Raw genomic sequence first — 20,504 nt, 5'->3', positions numbered from 1 at the left:
GTAAATGAAAGTTATGAGTTTTGGGGCGACTTCATGCTAACGTTTTACTGACATCAGAACACGTCAAAATGGCCTGCCAGGTGCAGCAGGCCAATGTGCCTGAAGGATATTGTGCGCAGCGGCTTCATTATGCGGAAGCGTTATTAAATTGTCGGTTCGTTCATCGTTGATGGCGTATACGCAGGGTAATCACTGTATCCTTTATCATCGCCCCCAAAGAAATGTTCCCGCTGATAAGCCGCTAAAGGGTAGCCATGACGAATGCGATGCGGCAAATCAGGGTTCGAAGTAAACAAGCGACCAAAGGCAATTAAATCGGCATCGCCATTTTGCAGCATGTTTTCTGCATCACCTGGCTTGAACCCGCCCGCTGCGATAATGGTCCCCTGATAAAATGCGCGCAAATCATGGCTGGCAACCGGCTCGTTATAATAGCCCGCTTCCCGATCTTCCGGCCCCACGATACGCGGTTCAATAATATGCAGATAAGCCAGATCAAATGGGTTGAGCTGTTCTGCGAGATAACGGAATGTTGCGCCGGGATTGCTGTCATGCATATCGCCATAAATTCCACTGGGCGAAATACGCACGGCAACGCGTCCTGTGCCCCAAATCTCCGTCAGCGCTGCAACCGACTCTAGCAAGAAGCGCGCCCGGTTTGCCAGGGAGCCACCATAGTTATCGGTGCGTGTATTACTGCCATCCAGCAGAAACTGCTCGGGTAAATATCCATTGGCGGCATGGAGTTCGACACCATCAAAACCCGCCAATTTTGCGCGTAAGGCTGCCTGGCGTAACTCCTCTATCAGCCCTTTAATCTCACTGACATCCAAAGCGCGTGGAGTTGGGAACAGCTTACCCTCATAGACACCTTGCGCGTTTTTGACAACGCCATACGTCTCTCTGGCGATAAGTGCCGAAGGGGCGACAGGTTGGCGTCCAGATGACAGTTCAGGCAGTGACTGGCGACCGGGGTGCCAGAGCTGAAGGATAATTTTGCTGCCGCGAGCGTGCACGGCGTCAACCACGCGCTGCCAGCCTGCCTGTTGCGCGTCGGTAAAGATGCCGGGGGCATCCTGATACGCATTGGCGAAAGGCGAAACTGCTGTGGCTTCCGCGATAAGCAGCCCGCCCTGGCTCGCCCGCTGACGATAATACTCAATCATCAATTCGCCAGGCACGCCGCCTTGTTCGGTTCTCATGCGTGTAGTGGGCGCCATGACAACGCGATGAGCTAACTCTAATTTTCCTGCTGTAACCGGTGACATTAACGTTTGCATACGCTTCTCCTGGTGGCCGCGCAGGAGCCCCTGGCGGCATCAATTTTTAGCAATCTAAGAGGTGATTACTGCGTGTTCATGGCGTGGGCAACCTGAGCGGCGCTAATGCCTTCCAGTGCCAGGCCGTAGCCAATACCTTCCTCTAACAGACGTTTCAGGCGTTGAGTCAGCGCGATGCGGGTATAGCGAGAGGTCAGTGGCGGCAGGGCTGCAATGCCGTCGGCAATTTCATGGGCACGACTCAGCAGGCTATCGGCTGGAACGATTTCGTTGACGACACCCCAGTCTTTCGCCGTTTGAGCATCCAGTTCCTGACGGGTGAGCAGGAAGTAGCGACCGCGAATCGAGCCAATCACTTCTGGCCACAAGATGTGCACACCATCACCGGGCACAATGCCGAATTCGAAATGCGGCTTGTCCTGGAAAACCGTTTCTGGCGTGGCGAGAATGATATCGGTCAACAGCGCATATTCGCTGTGCAGCAGAACCGGGCCGTTCAACGCGGTGATCATCGGGACTTCGATATCCAGAATATTGCTCAGCACTTTTCTGCCTTCGCGCAGAATTTTGTCGAAGCCTAATGGGCTGAAAAAATCGAATCCTTCCGGGCTGATGGCGTCCATAAAGGCATCGCCTGAGCCGGTCAGGATCACTGCGCGGTTTTCACGATCTTCGCCAATCGCATGGAATAAGGCCACGAACTGCTCATGGGTGTGGCCATCAAATACCAGTTTCTCACCGGCGGTATGGAATCTGACTTCCAGCACACCGTTGGGTTTGCGAGTCAGGTGAGCGTTAGGGAAGCTATAGCGATAAGTTTCGAACGTTGACATGGTGGCGATCCTTGTTGTTACCAGTCCGGAGTGGCTGGCCGTGAAACAACAATATTCCATTCCATTAAGAATGGGATCGCCGCGAAATTAGATAACACCTATTCCGCTAAGGAATGGGGTGTTTTCACTGCTCCGCCATGATGGATTCGACAAAGCCAGCGAACTGCCGTGCTTTAGCACTCGCCAGTCGGCCATGAGGAAAGACTGCCCATAGATCGATGTCAGGCAGTTGCCATGACGTCAGGACTTTCTGCACCGTCCCGTTTTTTAACTCATCCGCAAACATCCAGTCGGAAGCAATACATAATCCCATATGGCTGAGGACGGCAGCGCGTTGTCCTTCTGCGGCGCTCACCCGAATACGGCCACGCAATGCCGTAGAGACCACCGCATCCTGACAGGTGAACGACCAGACGCTGGGCTGCGGGTTATACAGCACCGCCTCATGTTCGACTAAATCAGCCGGGGTTTTGGGTTCCCCTTTTATCGCGAGGTATTGCGGTGTCGCCATCACCGACCGCGGCCCCGTAGCCAACTTGCGTGCCACTACACCGGAGTCAGGTAAATTTCCCATGCGCAGTGACACATCGATACCTTCGGCAATCAGATCAATCACCCGATCATCAAGAATGACATCGACATCCAGTTCCGGGTGCTCCTCAAGAAACCGAGGGAGTTGAGGGATGATATGCAGCCTGGCAAAAGTTGTGGCGGCGGAAAGCCGTAATTTACCGGATAACCCTTTCCCAGCCCCTCTGGCGGCCAGTTCAGCTTCGTCGGCTTCTTGCAAGGCGGTAAGTGCACGTTCGTAATAGCGTTGTCCGGCTTCGGTGGGGGTCAGACCATGGGTCGAGCGGGTCAGTAAACGGGTTTGTAAGCGCGACTCCAGCTGAGCAACGATTTTAGATACCGCAGGCTGGCCGACATTGAGTTGTCTGGCCGCAGCAGAGAAGGAGCCGGTATCCACCACGCGGATATAGGTGGCCATGGCCTGAAAGCGATCCATATCATTCCTCAAAAGAATAGATGTTATCCCAGAAGCATATCTACCATTCCTGACTGGCGCCAGCCAATATCCGGATCACGTTGTCGGGGCTGGCCCGGCAAAATTTTGATAAGGGATTCACCATGATGGATGTCTATGCATTTGCCACACCCAACAGCATTAAAGTGCCTGTCGCACTGGAAGAACTCGGTCTTGATTATGTTTTACATGCGGTGAATGTGCGCAAAGGCGAACAGAAGTCAGCCGAATTTATCGCGTTGAACCCTAACGGCAAAGTCCCGGTATTGGTTGATAGCGAGGCCGCATCCGAACCCTTCGTTCTGACGGAATCAGCGGCCATCCTGGTTTATCTTGCCGAGAAAACTGGCAAGCTGTTACCGGCTTCTGGTGAGGCAAGGGCGCGCGTATTTGAACAACTGTTCTTCCATGCTTCCGGGTTGGGGCCAGCCTTTGGTCAGTCTGGGTTCTTTCAGCGTCAGGCATCCGAGCCGCAGCCGCTGGCGATCCAGCGTTTTACCACTGAAGCGGCTCGTACTCTGAACGTGCTGGATAAGGTGCTGGCCGATCATCATTTTGTGGCGGGAGAAGAGATGACCATTGCGGATATTGCGCACTTTGGTTGGTTGTGGCGCCGTGAGTTCGCTGGAGTAAGCTTTGAGCATGCACCTAATGTTGCCCGATGGTTCGATGAGATGGCGGCCCGGCCAGCGGTGCAGCGCGCTATCGAACGTGTTAACGCGCTTGCTCCACAATAAATGATTGTTAATCGGAGGAAAGGATGAAGAGAACGTTTTTAATTACGGGCGCCAGTAAAGGCATTGGCCTGGCGTTGGCGCATCGCCTCGCGAACGCGGGCCACCAGGTGGTGGGCATTGCCCGAGCAACCCGCGATGATTTTCCGGGTACCTTGATTAGCGCAGACCTGGCAGACACCAATCAAACGCAGAAGGTGTTTGACCAGCTCAGTCAGCGTTTCACCTTTGATGGCATCGTGAACAATGTGGGGTTGGTTAAACCGCAGCGCTTAGGTGAGGTTGATTTAGCCGCTTTCGAGGATGTGATGCGAGTGAATCTCTACCCGGCAATCCAGGGAACGCAGGCCATTCTCGCCGGTATGAGAGAGCGGGGCTGGGGACGCATCGTCAATATTTCCAGCCTTACCGTGCTCGGCAGTGTTGAGCGAACCGCGTATGCAGCCGCTAAATCGGCTCTACTAAGCTTCACCCGTAACTGGGCGCTGGAACTTGCTCAGACAGGGATCACCGTTAATGCGGTGGCGCCCGGGCCGACAGAAACGGAGTTGTTCCGCGCTAATAATCCGCCTGGAAGCCTAGGGGAAGCGCGTTATCTGAAGAGCGTGCCGATGAATCGGTTTGGCAAACCGGATGAGATTGCCGCGACCATTACTTTTCTGCTGTCCGAAGAGGCCGCCTTCATGACCGGGCAAACATTGTATGTTGATGGCGGCGCATCGATCGGCAATCTTATTTTCTGAAAAGATAAAATGCGGGGGAATAGGGGATAAAGCGTTCCCCCCAGAATAATGCTGATCAGTTAAGCGACTGACGATAACGCTGTCTGGGGCCGCACCGGGGCTGGCGGTCCTCGCGCCGCTACGCGGTACCTTCACTTCACTCGTCTGCCTTACGGACCGGTGCCGATGGAACATCCATGTTCCAGCGCCACCTTTCGCCCGCGTCCTGCGGGCTCTCCTGGCAGACTCTCTCCGTTCAGCGCTGCGGATGCCAGCCCCGGTGCGGCCCCAGCCAGCTCATCAGCTTCAGTGCGGGTTGTTAAAAAGGGCACATTGTCTGAGGCTATGACGCCTTTGCTGCCCCCTCAGGGTTATCCGCAGCGCTGAGACTTTTACGTTGGGCTAGGAGCCCCACGCGGGGAGGCGTGGGGCAGTTCGCGGCCGACCATGGATGGTCATCCGCGAACGGTCCGTCCGGCACGACGTGGAAGTCGAAGGTACCGCTTTAGCGGCGGGAGGACGGCCCAGAGGGGGCAGTAGTGGCAGCAGAGCCCGCACAGAAAAGACAGGCCACTTATCAATAAGCAGCCTGAGTCCTTCACTGACGAGCATTGCGGCATCAATGACAATCCTACAACGATCCTGCGGGGTTTTCGTAGGGTATGCATTTAGTTGCGCACCAGCAGACCGGGTCATTTTTTGCTTAAGTGAGCACCATCATTTCTCTCGGCACGCTTTTCTTTGTGGACCTATTGTGCACCATCCTCAATAGCGGCAATAAAGTCTAATAACTGACTCGCCACTTTTTCTGGGGCCTCTAAAGGCAGGAGATGTCCAACACCGGGGATGATGTGCATAGCGGCATGTGGAATGTGCGGCAGTAAATCGCTTTGCAATGTCGAGGGAGGATCGACGCGGTCCTGTTCCCCAGAAATGACCTTCACCGGAACCGTTATCGCAGCGACTTCCTTGCGAATATCCTCGCTGATCGCCACGTTTGGCCAACCCTCTTTGGCCCCAGGGGAAGCGCTCAGGCTATCTTCAATAACCTGCTCACGCAGGGCAGGACTTAATGCGCCTGCAGTCAGAACATTATCGATCACATAGCTGATCGATTCGCGGCTGCAATAGGCGCTGGCTAGCGTCTCACGCTGTTCGGTGGTCAGGCGCATTGGCGCAGGTGGGGAAGGCGCGATCAGCATAAGGCCCTCAAGACCCGCAGGGCGACGCGACGCCATCAGTTGGGCCACTTTTCCTCCCATCGAATGCCCCACCAATATGTATCTTTTTAGCTTAAGAGCTGAAATAACCCCTTCGGCATCCTGGGCAAGATCAGCAATCCGATATCCGGAGGTCGGTGCGTCAGACTCTCCCCAGCCGCGGTGGTCGATAGCCACGGTGTGGTAACGATCGGGTAACTGATGTATCACTTTCTCCCAGGTACGGGACGAGCCCCCATAATAATGGAGAAACACCAGCGCTATTTCACCGCTGCCCTGCTGCTGCACGTTAATCCCAATCCCATTCACTACCATTTTCATCGTTCATACCTCTTCAGGAAATTGAGGTCATGGTAATTATGATTTCGGTGGATGATAATTAGCGAAAATGTATCGACAGACGATATCCAGAGTATCGAATGGTTGAGGTTAATGGACAGATTTACCAGCATGCAGATCTTTATCGCGGCAGTCGAGGAAGGCAGCTTTGCCGCCGCCGCCAGACGTTTTCAGCTTTCGCCTGCCATGGCAGGAAAGCATGTCAGCGCGATAGAGTCCGATTTAAATGTCCGGTTGCTACAGCGTTCGACCCGCCGTCTCAGCATGACCGATGCCGGTCAGCGCTATTACGTTCGTTGCAAAGCGATTCTTGAGGCGATGGAAGAAGCGAACCGGGAAGCCAGCGATATTCAAACCACTCCACGAGGCTTGCTTCGCATCGCCGCGCCGGTCGCCTTCGGTGCCATGCATTTAGGCCAGATCGTCTCACGCTATCTTGAGCAATTTCCGCAAGTCACTCTGGATGTGGTACTGGATGACAAATACGCAGACCTGCTGGAAAACCGCATTGATGTGGCTATCCGGGTTGGGCGTCTTGATGATCCGTTGCTCGTTACGCGGCGGCTGGCACCTTGCAGGATGATGTTGTGTGCCTCACCCGCGTACTTGCAACGTCAGGGTACACCTGAGACGCCAGAGGAACTTTCCCGTGCGCCTCGTCTGGCGTTTAGTCAGGCGGTATCAACAGGTGACTGGACGATCTATGACACCCAAGGCCGGCCACACAGTATTGAAGGCGCATGCCGTATGACGGCCAATAACATCCAGCTGCTGCTTGAAGCCGCGTTGGCTGGAACAGGCATTGCGTACGGCCCAAGCTTTGTGTTTGGCGAACATATAACGCAGGGCAGGCTGATAACCCTTCTGCCTACATATCGCACCACTGAACTCACCCTGCAAGCGGTTTATCCCAGCGCGATTCGTATTCCATCTAAAGTGCGCAGCTTTGTGGATTTTATTGCTGAAGCCTTAGGTGATGCCCCGTTATAACGTTATGGGTTTAACGACAGCCGCTATTTTCAGGCAATGAACATCATGCAGTGGCGTTTGCCCCTCTGAATCTGTCGTGATGCTTTCACTCCCGTGCGGCATTCGGCGTTCTTTCTATATCCAGTCAATCACTGTCAAAAAGACAATGAGAATCATTAACTTCCGTGTTTTTTCGTGAATGAAATGTAGTGACTCCACTGGGGTAAATAGAATGGAATAATGTTGCTACTTTCAACTTTGTAGAGGCGAGACGTCAAAAATGAATGCATTAATAACTGAAATTTAATGATTTTATTTTTATGGCTGGTGCCACTCTTTCCTGAAGATGAATGACGTAGTTCTGTAGTGTTAAGGCTAATGTTTCATATTTACTACTACATTAAACCGTGATGAAATGATTATCACTTGCATTTGGATGTGCATTTTTTCGAAAAAAATACCGGACCTGCCGATCACGCAACCCCGCTCAATCACAGACGGAAGCATGACAGGATGGGGTCAAACCATAAAAAACAGTTTGTGTTAATTTCAGGGGATAAGAGTCAAGAATGAGCCAATATAAATCCGCTCAGCGCCGCAAGCATTCCATGGGGAAAATATGGCTTGCGGTTTACAGTGGTGCATTATTATCTTCAGCCAGCAGTTTTGCCGCTGATGATAATAATACCCTTACTGTTACCGCTGCTGAACCAACGGTACAAGCTGATAATGGATACTCCAGCCCGACCACCTCCGTCGCCAGTAAAACACCGACGTCGAAACTGAATGAAGCGCAGTCAGTCAGTGTCGTGACACAAAAACAGCTGCAAGATTATCAGTCTACTACGGTGTCCGACGCTATGCGTTTTGTCAGTGGTGCGTCGCAAGCGAATACATTGGGCCAGACAGAAGACGGCATTGTTCGTCGCGGCTTTGGTTCAAACTCTGATGGATCTGTTTTCCGTGACGGTATTCGTAGCAGCCAGGGGCTTAATCTTGATGCGACTACGGATCATGTCGAGGTATTAAAAGGTTCCTCCTCGCTGTTATACGGTATTCTCAATCCCGGCGGGATGATTAATGTCGTCAGCAAAAAACCACAATATGACTGGCACACCATTGTCGGTGGGCATTACAACAGCACCGGCGGCGGGGCTGGAAATATTGATATTACGGGACCACTGGGCAATGGTTTTGCTTTTCGTCTGATTGCTGAGAAGCAAGCGCAGAACTACTGGCGTGGATACGGTAATGAAAAACACAATTTACTGGCGCCTTCATTACAATGGTATGGCGATAAAGCCAGCTTTTATATCAGCTATGAAAGCTATCAATACGATATTCCGTACGACCGTGGTACGGCATTTATTGATGGAAAACCGATTGATATCGGCTACAAAACTCGTCTGGATGATTATTCGAACCGAGCGTGGGGGCGTAATCAGACATTTAATACCCATTGGGATTATCAGTTTAATGATACCTGGTCGACTCGCGTAACCCTGGGTATGAACCAACGTAAGTACAGCAGCAACACCATGACCACCACCGCCATTAATACTACTACCGGTGTTGTCACTCGGCGTCCGGATGCGTTCCGTGGCTTTAATCATAAAACAAAATATGTTTCCTGGGACGCCATTGGTACGCCAGAAATATTTGGCATGGTGCATAATCTGGTGGTCGGCACTGATTATGAAATGAACCAAACCTATCGTGCTCACGCTTATAACGGTACAAAGAATAACGACTTCACCCTGAGCAACCCGGTCTATGGCCTGGATACCATCACTGACAGCAGTACGGAGAAAACCGCTGACAGTAATCTGCTCAACCGCATTCACAATCGTTCCGTCTATTTTAAAGACAGTATTGACCTGACTTCGCAGTGGACTGCTGTCGCCGGTGCCCGTTATCAGCATTATGAGCAACGTGAATCAAGAGGCAGTAATTCCACACTGACTTACAGCGACGAAGGTAATAAGTTCCTGCCGCAAACCGGGTTGATTTATAAGCTGACACCGACCGTCTCTTTCTATGGCAGCTTAAGTAAATCGTTTACACCTTCTACTAACCCGGATGACAGCGGTGATGTCGAAGCACCGGAACAGGGCACAACCTATGAAGTGGGCAGTAAATGGCAGATGACGCCAGCTCTGCTGGCCACGGTTGCGCTTTACCGTATCGATGAGCGCAATGTTGCCTTAGCGTTAAACGAGGGAACCTATGCCGTGGATAAAGCCCGCTCCAGCGGCGTTGAGCTAGAACTGAACGGCGAGATTTTGCCTGACTGGGATATCAGCGCCAATTACAGCTACAACCAGGCGAAAATTGTTAACGATAAAACCGACCCGACGAATAATGGCAACCGTCTGCAAAACGCACCACGAAATTCCGGGGCGGTCTATTTAAGCCATAATCTGCACTTAAATCTGTTGCCGGGCAGTTTCCGTCTTGGCGGAGGGGTGCGTTATATGGGCACGCGCACGGGCGATCCAAGCAACAGCTTTACTCTGCCTGCATATACCGTTGCCGACAGTTTTATTGGCTGGGATAACCAACTATTGGGTAAAAAAACGCATCTGCAGTTGAATCTCAACAATATCTTTAACAAGCATTATTACACCTCGAGCGGCGGTAATCTGCGCGTAGCGGAAGGCGAAACACGTAACCTGGTGCTCAGCGCCAGCGTGGAGTTCTAACACCGTTATCTCTGACGTCAGGCGGTGCCCGCTAAGGCACCGCCTGTTCCGTGGGGGATGGTGGTTAATCCACTGTCAAACGCCGATCAAACTAAATCTTCTTTCCTGCCAATCGGTTTGCACAACCCCCCAAGATCTGAGTTGATCAAACCGAGGGGATTGGTGATACTGTTTTTATATACAGTATTATTGAAGGCCATCATCATGGTGTTTTATCAGCCCGCGGAAATCCGCGCCATCCTCAGCTTGCCCTTGTTTATCAGCCGTGTGCCCTGTGGTTTTCCCTCGCCAGCGCAGGACTACGTTGAGCAGCGTATTGACCTCAACGACCTCTGCGTCGCGCATCCCAGCGCAACTTATTTCATTAAAGTCAGCGGTGACTCGATGATTGAAGGTGGGATCAGTGACGGCGATATGCTGATTGTGGATAGCTCGCTAAGAGCAGAGCAGGGCGATGTGGTGGTGGCCGCCATAGACGGTGAGTTTACGGTGAAGCAGTTGATGCTGAAGCCTTACCTGCATCTCAAACCGATGAATGCCGCACACGCCATCATTCCCGTCTCTGACCCAGACCAGTTTGAGATCTTTGGAGTTGTGCAACATGTCATCAAAACGTTGAAAAAATAATGTTCGCGCTGGTGGATGTGAACTCATTCTATGCCTCATGTGAGACGGTGTTTAGACCCGATCTCAAAGGCAAGCCGGTGATCGTGTTAAGCAACAACGACGGCTGTGTCATCGCGCGTTCTGCTGAGGCCAAAAAGTTGAAGATTGGTATGGGCGGCCCCTATTTCAAAATCAAAGATGAGCTACGTCGCCATAACGTGCATGTGTTCAGTTCTAACTATGCGCTCTATGCGGACATGAGCCTACGCGTGATGACGATACTGGAAGAGATGGCGCCTGCTGTTGAGATCTACTCGATTGACGAAGCGTTTATGAACCTCACGGGGGTGCGTAATTGCTGTGTGCTGGAAGAGTTTGGCCGGGAAGTCCGTGAACGAATCCAACGCGAGACGCATTTGACGGTTGGGGTAGGCATCGCGCCCACCAAAACCCTGGCCAAACTGGCCAACCATGCGGCAAAAAAATGGACGAAAACCGGTGGTGTGTTGGATCTCTCCAACCCTGAACGACAAAAGAAACTGTTGGCACTGGTGCCGGTGGAAGAGGTATGGGGTGTCGGGCGTCGTATCAGTAAAAAACTGAACGACATGGGCATCATCACTGCCAAAGATTTGTCCGAGCAGAGTACCTGGGTTATCCGCAAACATTTCAATGTGGTGCTGGAGCGCACCGTGCGGGAACTGCGTGGTGAGCCCTGTCTGGAGTTGGAAGAGGCTGTGCCAACCAAACAGCAGATCATCAGCTCACGCTCTTTTGCCGGGCGCATCACTGACTATGCCGATATGCGAGAGGCCGTGTGCAACTATGCCGTGCGTGCCGCCGAAAAACTGCGTGGAGAGCGGCAGTATTGCCGACAGATTGGCGTGTTTATTCGCACCAGTCCCCATGCTGAAGGTGAAGTATTTTACGGTAATCAGGCAATTGGCTCATTGCTGACGCCGACTAATGACACACGCGACATTATTCGTGTTGCTCTGGAAGCATTAGATCGTATCTGGCGGGAAGGATGTCGCTATATGAAAGCAGGCGTCATGTTGGGTGACTTTTACAGTCAGGGCATCGCGCAACTGGACCTGTTTGATCGCATCCAGCCGCAGGCCAACAGTGAAGCACTGATGCATGTGATAGATGACATCAATAAAAAGGAAAAGGTCATCTTTGGTTTGCTGGACAAGGGATACAGAAAGCCTGGTCGATGAAACGCGAGATGTTATCTCCGGCTTACACGACCCGATATGTTGACTTGCCTGTTGCAAAGTAGATTTGCTAAACCAGAAGAAGATGAGTAGAAAATAATGTAGAGGGAATCCAGGAATGACCCGTAATTTTAGTCAGGGCTGTAAAAAAATGGGCATTTTTGCTTTAATTATCAGATGTAGAATGATGAGAGGACAGTATGACAAAAGCCTATATAACAAAATATGCATTAACCCGGGGCATCTACATCGCGGAAGGTGAGCTTAAAAATGACGGCGACGTATTTGTACAGCAGCGCGACCGTGAGTATAACTTTGAGCAGTTTTTTAAGAAAAAAGAGTTTCAGTTGACCGAAGAGGAGGCGTTGGCACGAGCAGATAAGATGCGTGCAACGCAACTCAAAAAACTGGCGAAGGAATATCAAAAGCTCAGCGAATTAGCGTTCACCATAAAAGCGTAAGTCAGAACTGCCGCAAGGCACGCCAGTCGAGGCTTGGCGCTCAGATAGCGTGAGTTTCAGTATTACGTAAGGAATTCGAAAAAATAATGAAACCCAGTTTCAAGGTTTTCCGAAAATGCACTTAAGCCGCCATTGATGGGCGGCATTTTTATTTCATCGTGACCTCAGCATTGCGCTGTGCCGCAGAATAAAACAACGAATGTGTGATAATAGCGAAGCGGCGAAAGGTTCTGCCGATTATGTTAACCCGAGTAGTTGAGTTATTGTAATAAAATGGACCAATAATAAGCAGAGGTTCGCGTGCGCGAGAACGAAATCGATATCAATTATTACGCCACCGAGATCCGGAAATTAGCGGCAGCCCATCAGGCTGGAGAAACATTGAACGAAGTGAAAACCAGAGTGGATCACCTTATTCAACAAATGAAAGAGACGCTCGGTAGCGATAAAATCTGGCAGGCTAAACAATGGGAAGCGTTGTTGAGCGAGTTAAATATCTATCTGACCAATAAGGTCGATCCGAAGTGGATGACGGTGATTTCGCATGCCAAATTCCGCATTAAAAGCCGCAGGCAAACCGCCATCTACTCGCGCAAACATTTTCGCCAGTAAGGGGAGAATAGCGTGAACGTTGAGCAATAATCGGTCGCCATTAATGGCGACTCTACAAGAATGGATGTGGTTTTTCGTTGGGTGCGCATTGATGCGCACCGACATGAAAATACTCTTCTCCCCCGCTCCTGATATGGGTTACCCCAAGAAGTGATGCACCGCGAGGTTAATCGCACCGCCACCAACAATCAGCCAGATAAACAGCATCAGCCCTAACAGCAGCGGGCGTAAACCGGCTCTTTTCAACTGACTGATATGGGTCGTCAGGCCGAGAGCGGCCATCGCCATCGCCAGTAAAACGTTATCCAGTTGATTGATCATCGCAATAGCGGAAGCGGGGATCAGATGCGCAGAGTTGAACAGCGCCACCAGGATAAACGCCAGTGCAAACCAAGGGAAGGTAATGCGTTGTTTCTCGCCGCCAGTGACGGGTGAGGTACGACGCATCATCAAGCCAATGACCACCAGGAACGGCGCCAGCATCATCACGCGCAACATTTTGGCGATCACTGCCGCGTTCTCGGTTTCCCCACTGATGGCGTGCCCAGCGGCAACCACCTGCGCCACTTCATGCATGGTTGAGCCGGTGTAAACACCAAATTCGCTCAGACTGACACCTGGCAGCAGCGGAGAGACGCTATGCCAGATGAGCGGGTAAAGGAAAATCGCCACGGTACCAAAGATCACCACGGTCGCCACCGCGACGGCCACTTTGGATGATTCGGCTTTGATCACCGGCTCAGTTGCCAGTACCGCAGCGGCACCACAAATGCTACTGCCCGCACCAATCAACCACGCGGTTTCACGATCCAGTTTCAGTATCTTACGCCCCAGCCAGCAGGCGAGGGTAAAGGTACTGGTTAACATCAGGATATCAATGACGACACCGCTTACACCCACATCCAGCACCTGCTGAAAAGTCAGCCGAAAGCCGTAAAGAATAATGCCGAGACGCAGCAGTTTCTGTTTTGCAAACTGCACGCCAGCATCACACTGACCGTGCACGGTGGGGTAGAGGGTGTTGCCCAAGATAATCCCGCCGATAATCGCCAGCGTCAGCGCACCTAAGCCGAGTTGCGCCACCGAAGGTACGTTGCCGAACCATGCAGTTGCCAGTGCAATAACAGCGGTAAGCAGCAAACCGGGCGCAAAATGCGCGATGCCGTGTGAGTGTTTTTGAAGAGTAATATCAGCCATAACGCCTCCTGTGTTGCAGTTATGATGCGGAGGAGAGGCTTAAAAGAAAAACTGATTATATCGTTATAACAAACCTGAATAAGTGGTAAGGGAGGGATGGCGCAGCAATATCAGACTCGCAGCGCCAACAGAGGGATTAGATCACCATGCCCAGAATTTGCAGCGTGCTTCGCTGCGAGGCGGTGACAAACGGAATATCTTTGATGTGCTGCATGCCAAAGGCTTCCCAAAATTTACGGGCGCGCACATTTTCCGCCATCACTTCCAGCCACATGTAACCTTCGCGCTTGTCACGGGCCTCACGGATGATGCTCTCAAACATGATTTTGCCGTAGTTTTTACCGGTCTGGTCAGGATTAAGATAGAGCTTATTCAGCATCGCTCCGGTCATGCCAGAATCGGGGACGGGCGAATTCCAGGTTACTTTAGCGAAGCCCACGGGGTGATCGGTCTCGGCAATCAGCCAGCTTTCATTTTCTGCCGCAAGACTGCTGTGTAACACGGCCAGCCCATATTCTTTATCGATAAACGCATCCATCTCGTCGGCCGAAACCCACATATGTTTGAAATGGGCGCTGTAAGTCATGCGTCCCAACTGATGGAGCAGTTGCGCATCCTCGGCGTGAGCTTTGCGTATGGTGAAATTCATATCAGATGTCCCGTGTTTATGCTGGCGCAGCTGGAGGCTCCATATGCTGGCTTTTCAATGTGTTATTTTTACATTATGACCACATTGTTACACAGAACACGTAACATTTCTGTTGGTGAAATGCTGAATCGGCGCGGGGTGTTAGCGGAACACAGAGAAAACCAGCCCCGCCGATGCGTCCGACAGGGTCTGGTAACGGATATCAGAATAAATAACGAGCACCCAGCACAAACTGGTTTTCCACCAGCTGGGCCTTCATCTGCTCATCTTTTAACCCACGGGCATTAGCGAAAGTGTTGTAACCGCTTTCAATTTTGCCCATATCCACATAGCGATAACCCAGGTCCAGGCTGATCTGCTCAATCGGGGTATAACTGATGCCAGCGCCGATGCTGTAAGTCAGGTTGTTTTGGGTGGTGGAAGCATATTGACGTGAGGTGTTGCCCTGCCAGCCGCCCGCTTTAATCTTGCTGACACCCACGCCCGCCGTACCGTACAGCGCCACGTTATAGCCGATTTGATAATCACGATACACGTTGAGCATCAGGCGCTGGACGTCAGTTTGCAGATGGTTATAGCTGGTGGCAAACGTGGATGAACCGCTGGTGAACTCAGATTTCTGACCAAAGGTATATTCGCCTTCTGTACGCCAGCCGTTACCCCATTGATAACCCGCTGCGAGTGCTGCTGCCGCATTGCTGGCCTTTTCATTGCCTGCCACAAACTGCCCCACGCCAGGACGTGCGCTGGTATCCATCTCTTTCGCGCGTTGTTGGCTCTGCAGATATTTTGCGGAAGCGTAGTAGCCTTCGCTGGTGTCGGATGCAGCGGCTGTTCCTGCAGCCATGAACATCGGCAGGCCAAAGATAAATGCTTTGAGTTTCATATGAATCCGTTCCCTTGTTAATAGAGAACGCATCATAGAAAAGGCAGGGCGCGGGAAAAATTCGGTTGATTACCTGGGCAACCAGGTAGAGTTACGTAGGGGAGTTTACGAGCCTAATCGCATGGTCTCTGCGCGTTTCGCGGTGTCATAGACGTATTGCAGCATTGGTTCTAAATCGGCGTCCGGGCCAGCACTGATAATTTTGCCGCGCAGCCACTCAATTTCGCTGGTGATATCGGGGTGAAAAATGGTGTTGTTCTGCGCGTTGCGCAGCCATTTCAGCAAAAAATTATTCTTGCCGCGCACGCCGCCTGATTTACGCGATTTGGCATTGATTTTCAGCGCCACCAGAATGCAGTAATAGAAATGGACGCGCTGACTGTAGCTCTGAGGGATCATCAGCAGCCACCTGCCATAACATCACCAAAATGTGAACTTGATCGGATTCTCATCTTCCTGAATGCCTGCCTGAAGGCGTCAAATGACGCAGATATAGGCCTTTTCCGGCCTTATTTCCGCCTTAACACGCGCGGTAGACGCACCATATGCTAATCGGCGGCGCGGATGCAAGTGAGGAAAATCTGGTAATAAAGGCAAACCCAAGCGAAGCGTATAAAAGAGGCTGTCTTGATTTTTTGCCGCTGAAAGGCACGAAACTGTACCTTAAATGGCGAATAAACCCTGTGTGCCTGGCAAAACTGTGATCCCGGTCTACACTTAATGCTGACGATGTTCGCAGTCAGGTTGCAGTGAATACGATAAAGTTGTTTGTTTGTGGAGAGTTACCTAGCGAATTGCCCTGTTATCGACAAAATCTCCTCGCATTCAGTCCCGTGATCCATTTCACCTTCCTGGACTGAAAAACACCCAGCCTGACTCCGAACATCCTGTTGCAGCCAAAATACAGGAGGAGACGTGACCCCTGCGGTTAACCAGAACACTATCTTGCCGTCGTTAAGAGGTGGACTTTATGCCTTCTTTTTTGATGTCGACGGTACGTTGGCGGCGATTCAATCGCAGCCCGAACTCGTTTCCATTCCCGCATCAGTGCGTCAGCATCTGCAACAAATCTCCAATTTGAGCCACGGCGCGTTGGCGTTAGTTTCCGGCCGTCCCATTACGCAACTGGATGCACTGGTGGCACCACTGGAAGCACCTGCCGCCGGTGTTCACGGTGCGGAGCGGCGTGATGCCAGTGGGCGAATGCACCGACAAACATTGCCGGGTGACATTGCACAAACGCTGCAAATCGAGTTGCAGCAGGCGCTAGATCAGTGGCCGGGTACCTTGCTGGAGGTGAAAGGGATGGCGTTTGCCCTGCATTATCGCAACGCACCGGACTATGAAAAATCGATCATGCAGCTGGCGGAAGACGCCGTGACACGCTTTCCTGCACTGGCGTTACAGCCCGGCAAGTGCGTGGTGGAGTTGAAACCGCAAGGCATCGATAAAGGTGCCGCCGTGCGTGAGTTTATGCAGGAGCCACCCTTTATCGGGCGCATTCCGGTATTTGTGGGTGACGATCTGACAGACGAAAAAGGATTTATCGCAGTGAACGCCATGCAGGGCATCTCTGTCAAAGTCGGAGAAGGCGCCAGTCACGCGCGCTACCGTCTCAACAGTGTTGATGCGGTATGGCAGTGGCTGGCGCAACTATTATTACAACTAGAACATGACATCGTCGGTAAGGAGTCAAGGTTATGAGTCGTTTAGTCGTCGTATCTAACCGTATTGCCATTCCGGATGGGAGCAAAGCCAGCGCGGGGGGGCTCGCAGTAGGCATTATGGATGCATTACACAATACCGGAGGCTTGTGGTTTGGCTGGAATGGGGAGATCAGTGAGTTCTCAGGGGAAGAGCAAGATGAACTTTCGCAGGTCGAACATGATGGCATTACTTATGCGTCCCTCCCGCTCAATCAAAACGATTATGATCAGTACTATTGCCAGTTTTCCAATACGGTCATCTGGCCGGCATTCCACTATCGTCTCGATTTAGTGCAATTTCAGCGTGAAGCGTGGGAGGGTTATTGCCGCGTTAATACCTTGCTGGCGCAGCGTCTGAAACCGCTGCTGCAACCCGATGACGTTTTATGGGTGCATGATTACCACCTGCTACCGTTTGCCGCAGAGCTGCGCAAACTGGGCATCAATAACCGTATCGGATTCTTTCTGCATATCCCGTTCCCGACGCCTGAAATCTTCAATGCGTTGCCGACACATCAGGAATTGTTGGAAATGCTTTGCGACTACGACTTGCTGGGTTTCCAGACAGAATCCGATCGCGTGGCTTTCCTCGACAGCTTGAGCCAGTTAACGCAGTTGCAGAATAAAGGCGAGAAGAAACACCGTGCCTTCGGCAATACCTTTATGACTGAGGTCTATCCGATTGGGATTGAGCCTGACAGCATTAAAGAGATGGCAGAAGGGCCCTTGCCGCCGAAAATGGCCGCGATGAAGCGTGAGCTGGGGGACTTACAGAATATTATTGCCAGTGAACGTCTGGATTACTCCAAGGGCTTGCCTGAGCGTTTTCAGGCTTATGAAGCGCTGCTGGAGAATTTCCCGCAGCATCGCGGCAATATCCGTTATTCGCAAATTGCGCCCACCTCACGAGGTGACGTACAGGCTTATCAGGATATTCGTCATCAATTGGAAACCGAAGCCGGGCGTATCAACGGTAAATACGGCACCCTGGGCTGGACGCCGCTCTATTACCTGAATCAGCACTTTGACCGTCGCTTGTTAATGAAAATCTTCCGCCTGACGGATGTCGGCTTGGTGACGCCATTACGTGATGGGATGAACCTGGTCGCTAAAGAGTATGTGGCGGCGCAGGACCCGGACGATCCTGGCGTACTGGTGCTGTCACGATTCGCGGGTGCGGCAAATGAGCTGACATCGGCACTTATCGTTAATCCTTACGATCGGGATGAAGTGGCAGCCGCCATGGACCGGGCATTGACGATGCCACGCACCGAGCGTATCTCGCGTTATAACGACATGATGGCAGTGCTGCGCAAGCAAGATATCACTCACTGGCGTGAGAGCTTTCTTGAGGATTTAAACACATTGCCAGTGCGCAGTGACGATCACGGAACCGCCAACAAGGTCGCCACCTTTCCAAAGTTAGCCTAATTGTCAGGTGCGCAGGGATGCGCACCGTTTCCACACCCCATTATTAATCCACGCAATCGTTTGCTTTTTATGATGCGTTAACTGCCTGAGACCACAGTTAAAAGCGCACATTTTGGTTAAAAACCGTGCAATCAGACCCTCAAAAAGCTTTTTTTTCATCTCAACCCTAAAGATTTGGTTGGCCAGGCCGATAGTTTGGTTACATCAATACGTAAAATCCTCAATTCATTCGTTTCTCTAATGTAACGCACTGTTACATCCACTGCCGTTCACTAAACACTCCCTACAAAGACCTAACAGTTCCCAGGCAGGCTGCGCTCAGTCTTCACGCTTCGCTATCGACCTCCTGTTAATGTCCTGCAGCAATATTCCCAGTAAGTGATTAATTTAAAAGCGATTAGTTTTAGGCTGGGTTGGAGTTTTATTCTGTGTTTTTTCTGATTTTTGGTTCGTTATAGCAATATAAACACAACGTGACAGATAAAAGATCGCATTGTAATGACAATATTCCGCAGAGGCTAAAACCTTCTGTTTAGCCGTGAAATATTAGCGAAACAATTCAAATTTGCTTAAAAAACGCACAACAGAAAAGCAATCCTGAAGCTTCCAGGAAAAAATTTGCCTTAAAAGTGTGACTTAGATCACACTTTATCTAAAATTTCGCGCCACTCACGTTGTATGTAGAAATCAGACGATATAGATTTGCGTTGTTTTCGGATTAGTCTTAAAAAACTGTAAGCAGACGTCACGGAAGATGGTTACAACTCAAGAAAAGAATGGCCTGGAGTTTTGACTACTACTGATCAGTGTCCCGGCGGGAAGTGAAACAGTTCAGTACACGTTGGCTTTGCCTGATTATTTTTTGCCATCTTTAGATTTACCAACCAGCAACCCGAACCATAGAAACTTTAATTCTGTGGCCGTATATGTGTCGCGTCTATCAGGATGGAAAAAAATGGGTACATCAGAATTACTAAAACATATATATGACATCAATTTGTCATATTTGCTTCTTGCTCAGCGTTTAATTAACCAGGAAAAAGCTTCAGCAATGTTTCGTTTAGGCATCGATGAATCGATGGCAGATGCATTGTCGCAATTAACTTTGCCGGAAATGGTGAAGTTAGCAGAAACCAACCAATTGGTTTGCCAGTTCCGCTTTACTGATCACAATCATATTAATCGTTTGACGCAAGAGTCACGCGTGGATGACTTGCAGCAAATCCACACCGGTATTTTATTATCCAGCCGTTTACTGCGAAGCGCCTCGAAAGATGATGCTTCTGCGAAGAAGAGGGCGGTGTAATGACCGAAAAAAGTATTGTTCAGGAAGCGCGCGATATTCAGCTTGCTATGGAGCTGATTACATTGGGCGCGAGACTGCAGATGCTGGAAAGTGAAACCCAGCTGAGCCGTGGTCGCCTGATTAAACTGTACAAAGAGCTGCGTGGTGCGCCACCACCGAAGGGTATGCTGCCATTCTCTACCGACTGGTTCATGACCTGGGAACAAAATATTCACGCATCCATGTTCTGTAATGCCTGGCAGTTTTTGTTGAAGACCGGGCTGAGCAATGGTGTTGAAGCCGTTATCAAGGCGTATCGCCTGTATCTTGAGCAATGTCCGCAATCGGACGAGGGCCCGCTGTTGGCGCTAACGCGCGCATGGACCCTGGTGCGATTCGTTGAAAGTGGCATGCTGGAACTGTCCGACTGCAAATGCTGTGGAGGTAGCTTTATTAACCACGCGCATCAGCCGGTGGGCAGCTTTGTTTGTAGCTTGTGCCAGCCGCCATCGCGTGCCGTAAAAAGACGTAAACTTTCTGCAGATTCTGCCGATACCTTTCCACAACTGCTGGATGAACAGGTTAAACGCGCCGTTTAAATTTGTTCGCATCGTGGAAAGCATCCAGCAGC

Annotated in this window: 19 protein-coding genes and 1 pseudogene; 12 read left to right on the top strand and 8 right to left on the bottom strand. The window is 51.1% G+C overall.

Going from position 1 to position 20,504, the window contains the following annotated elements; all coding sequences use genetic code 11:
• Positions 1-143: 143 nt before the first annotated feature.
• The 3 genes from PSSD_RS11855 to PSSD_RS11845 form a co-directional block, all read right to left on the bottom strand.
• Positions 144-1,280, bottom strand: a complete 1,137-nt coding sequence (locus PSSD_RS11855) for an alkene reductase (protein WP_058972377.1) — start codon at positions 1,278-1,280, stop codon at positions 144-146.
• A 65-nt stretch (positions 1,281-1,345) separates the two neighbouring features.
• Positions 1,346-2,113, bottom strand: a complete 768-nt coding sequence (locus PSSD_RS11850) for an enoyl-CoA hydratase/isomerase family protein (RefSeq protein WP_058972376.1) — start codon at positions 2,111-2,113, stop codon at positions 1,346-1,348.
• Positions 2,114-2,237: 124 nt separating this feature from the next.
• Entirely contained in the window at positions 2,238-3,119 is an 882-nt protein-coding gene (locus PSSD_RS11845) for a LysR family transcriptional regulator (RefSeq protein WP_058972375.1), read from the bottom strand.
• A 122-nt stretch (positions 3,120-3,241) separates the two neighbouring features.
• On the opposite strand from PSSD_RS11845, the gene PSSD_RS11840 reads away from it, so the two are divergent.
• Together PSSD_RS11840 and PSSD_RS11835 are read left to right on the top strand one after the other, a co-directional pair.
• Positions 3,242-3,874 carry a glutathione S-transferase family protein gene (locus PSSD_RS11840; RefSeq protein WP_058972374.1) on the top strand — a complete coding sequence of 211 codons (633 nt, stop codon included), beginning with the start codon at positions 3,242-3,244 and terminating at the stop codon, positions 3,872-3,874.
• Positions 3,875-3,897: 23 nt separating this feature from the next.
• On the top strand, positions 3,898-4,614 hold the full coding sequence (locus PSSD_RS11835; RefSeq protein WP_058972373.1) for an SDR family oxidoreductase: 717 nt from the start codon (positions 3,898-3,900) through the stop codon (positions 4,612-4,614).
• Positions 4,615-5,342: 728 nt separating this feature from the next.
• Here PSSD_RS11835 and PSSD_RS11830 read toward each other — a convergent pair.
• Positions 5,343-6,134: an alpha/beta fold hydrolase gene (locus PSSD_RS11830; protein WP_058972372.1), complete on the bottom strand. Its 792-nt coding sequence runs from the start codon at positions 6,132-6,134 to the stop codon at positions 5,343-5,345.
• Positions 6,135-6,245: 111 nt separating this feature from the next.
• Between PSSD_RS11830 and PSSD_RS11825 the strand changes: the two genes are divergently transcribed.
• From PSSD_RS11825 to PSSD_RS11800, 6 genes and pseudogenes are all read left to right on the top strand, one after another.
• Entirely contained in the window at positions 6,246-7,142 is an 897-nt protein-coding gene (locus tag PSSD_RS11825) for a LysR family transcriptional regulator (protein ID WP_235589216.1), read from the top strand.
• Positions 7,143-7,729: 587 nt separating this feature from the next.
• Complete coding sequence (locus PSSD_RS11820; protein ID WP_058972371.1) at positions 7,730-9,823, top strand: TonB-dependent siderophore receptor; 2,094 nt, start codon at positions 7,730-7,732, stop codon at positions 9,821-9,823.
• Between the two features lie 204 nt (positions 9,824-10,027).
• Positions 10,028-10,450 (top strand): translesion error-prone DNA polymerase V autoproteolytic subunit, encoded by a 423-nt coding sequence (gene umuD / locus PSSD_RS11815; protein ID WP_039333427.1) that lies wholly within the window; start codon positions 10,028-10,030, stop codon positions 10,448-10,450.
• Positions 10,450-11,711 (top strand): annotated as a pseudogene (gene umuC, locus PSSD_RS11810) (translesion error-prone DNA polymerase V subunit UmuC). Before umuD ends, umuC begins: the two are co-directional and overlap by 1 nt.
• Positions 11,712-11,846: 135 nt before the next feature.
• Complete coding sequence (locus PSSD_RS11805; protein ID WP_058972370.1) at positions 11,847-12,107, top strand: hypothetical protein; 261 nt, start codon at positions 11,847-11,849, stop codon at positions 12,105-12,107.
• A 300-nt stretch (positions 12,108-12,407) separates the two neighbouring features.
• A complete protein-coding gene (locus tag PSSD_RS11800) occupies positions 12,408-12,719 on the top strand; it encodes a hypothetical protein (protein WP_058972369.1) in 312 nt (103 codons plus the stop codon).
• 138 nt (positions 12,720-12,857) lie between these two features.
• On the opposite strand, the gene PSSD_RS11795 is transcribed toward PSSD_RS11800, so the two are convergent.
• From PSSD_RS11795 to PSSD_RS11780, 4 genes are all read right to left on the bottom strand, one after another.
• Entirely contained in the window at positions 12,858-13,916 is a 1,059-nt protein-coding gene (locus PSSD_RS11795) for a YeiH family putative sulfate export transporter (protein ID WP_058972368.1), read from the bottom strand.
• Positions 13,917-14,052: 136 nt separating this feature from the next.
• Positions 14,053-14,565 carry a GNAT family N-acetyltransferase gene (locus PSSD_RS11790; protein WP_039333416.1) on the bottom strand — a complete coding sequence of 171 codons (513 nt, stop codon included), beginning with the start codon at positions 14,563-14,565 and terminating at the stop codon, positions 14,053-14,055.
• A 202-nt stretch (positions 14,566-14,767) separates the two neighbouring features.
• The gene (locus PSSD_RS11785; RefSeq protein ID WP_058972367.1) at positions 14,768-15,451 is read right to left on the bottom strand and encodes an outer membrane protein; all 684 of its coding nucleotides are present in this window, start codon (positions 15,449-15,451) and stop codon (positions 14,768-14,770) included.
• Between the two features lie 105 nt (positions 15,452-15,556).
• Entirely contained in the window at positions 15,557-15,850 is a 294-nt protein-coding gene (locus tag PSSD_RS11780) for a hypothetical protein (protein ID WP_418903600.1), read from the bottom strand.
• 516 nt (positions 15,851-16,366) lie between these two features.
• On the opposite strand from PSSD_RS11780, the gene otsB reads away from it, so the two are divergent.
• The 4 genes from otsB to flhC all read left to right on the top strand — a co-directional run bounded on the left by otsB (position 16,367) and on the right by flhC (position 20,472).
• Positions 16,367-17,155 (top strand): trehalose-phosphatase, encoded by a 789-nt coding sequence (gene otsB / locus PSSD_RS11775; RefSeq protein WP_058972366.1) that lies wholly within the window; start codon positions 16,367-16,369, stop codon positions 17,153-17,155.
• Positions 17,152-18,588, top strand: a complete 1,437-nt coding sequence (gene otsA, locus PSSD_RS11770) for an alpha,alpha-trehalose-phosphate synthase (protein WP_039333410.1) — start codon at positions 17,152-17,154, stop codon at positions 18,586-18,588. The genes otsB and otsA overlap by 4 nt, the downstream gene beginning before the upstream one ends.
• A 955-nt stretch (positions 18,589-19,543) precedes the next feature.
• Entirely contained in the window at positions 19,544-19,894 is a 351-nt protein-coding gene (flhD, locus tag PSSD_RS11765; RefSeq protein WP_039333407.1) for a flagellar transcriptional regulator FlhD, read from the top strand.
• Positions 19,894-20,472: a flagellar transcriptional regulator FlhC gene (gene flhC / locus PSSD_RS11760; RefSeq protein ID WP_039333405.1), complete on the top strand. Its 579-nt coding sequence runs from the start codon at positions 19,894-19,896 to the stop codon at positions 20,470-20,472. The genes flhD and flhC overlap by 1 nt, the downstream gene beginning before the upstream one ends.
• Positions 20,473-20,504 lie beyond the last annotated feature (32 nt).

Source organism: Type-D symbiont of Plautia stali, from assembly GCF_001485335.1.
GTDB lineage: Bacteria > Pseudomonadota > Gammaproteobacteria > Enterobacterales > Enterobacteriaceae > Pantoea > Pantoea vagans_C.
The sequence above is the reverse complement of the archived record's forward strand: the minus strand, read 5'-3'. Positions and strand labels throughout refer to the sequence as shown.

Excerpts from the sequence above, each read along its gene's own strand:
- PSSD_RS11855 (WP_058972377.1), bottom strand. The coding sequence starts at position 1,280 with ATGCAAACGTTAATGTCACCGGTTACAGCAGGAAAATTAGAGTTAGCT.
- PSSD_RS11850 (WP_058972376.1), bottom strand. The coding sequence starts at position 2,113 with ATGTCAACGTTCGAAACTTATCGCTATAGCTTCCCTAACGCTCACCTG.
- PSSD_RS11845 (WP_058972375.1), bottom strand. The coding sequence starts at position 3,119 with ATGGATCGCTTTCAGGCCATGGCCACCTATATCCGCGTGGTGGATACC.
- PSSD_RS11840 (WP_058972374.1), top strand. The coding sequence starts at position 3,242 with ATGATGGATGTCTATGCATTTGCCACACCCAACAGCATTAAAGTGCCT.
- PSSD_RS11835 (WP_058972373.1), top strand. The coding sequence starts at position 3,898 with ATGAAGAGAACGTTTTTAATTACGGGCGCCAGTAAAGGCATTGGCCTG.
- PSSD_RS11830 (WP_058972372.1), bottom strand. The coding sequence starts at position 6,134 with ATGAAAATGGTAGTGAATGGGATTGGGATTAACGTGCAGCAGCAGGGC.
- PSSD_RS11825 (WP_235589216.1), top strand. The coding sequence starts at position 6,246 with ATGGACAGATTTACCAGCATGCAGATCTTTATCGCGGCAGTCGAGGAA.
- PSSD_RS11820 (WP_058972371.1), top strand. The coding sequence starts at position 7,730 with ATGGGGAAAATATGGCTTGCGGTTTACAGTGGTGCATTATTATCTTCA.
- umuD (WP_039333427.1), top strand. The coding sequence starts at position 10,028 with ATGGTGTTTTATCAGCCCGCGGAAATCCGCGCCATCCTCAGCTTGCCC.
- PSSD_RS11805 (WP_058972370.1), top strand. The coding sequence starts at position 11,847 with ATGACAAAAGCCTATATAACAAAATATGCATTAACCCGGGGCATCTAC.
- PSSD_RS11795 (WP_058972368.1), bottom strand. The coding sequence starts at position 13,916 with ATGGCTGATATTACTCTTCAAAAACACTCACACGGCATCGCGCATTTT.
- PSSD_RS11790 (WP_039333416.1), bottom strand. The coding sequence starts at position 14,565 with ATGAATTTCACCATACGCAAAGCTCACGCCGAGGATGCGCAACTGCTC.
- PSSD_RS11785 (WP_058972367.1), bottom strand. The coding sequence starts at position 15,451 with ATGAAACTCAAAGCATTTATCTTTGGCCTGCCGATGTTCATGGCTGCA.
- PSSD_RS11780 (WP_418903600.1), bottom strand. The coding sequence starts at position 15,850 with ATGATCCCTCAGAGCTACAGTCAGCGCGTCCATTTCTATTACTGCATT.
- otsA (WP_039333410.1), top strand. The coding sequence starts at position 17,152 with ATGAGTCGTTTAGTCGTCGTATCTAACCGTATTGCCATTCCGGATGGG.
- flhD (WP_039333407.1), top strand. The coding sequence starts at position 19,544 with ATGGGTACATCAGAATTACTAAAACATATATATGACATCAATTTGTCA.
- flhC (WP_039333405.1), top strand. The coding sequence starts at position 19,894 with ATGACCGAAAAAAGTATTGTTCAGGAAGCGCGCGATATTCAGCTTGCT.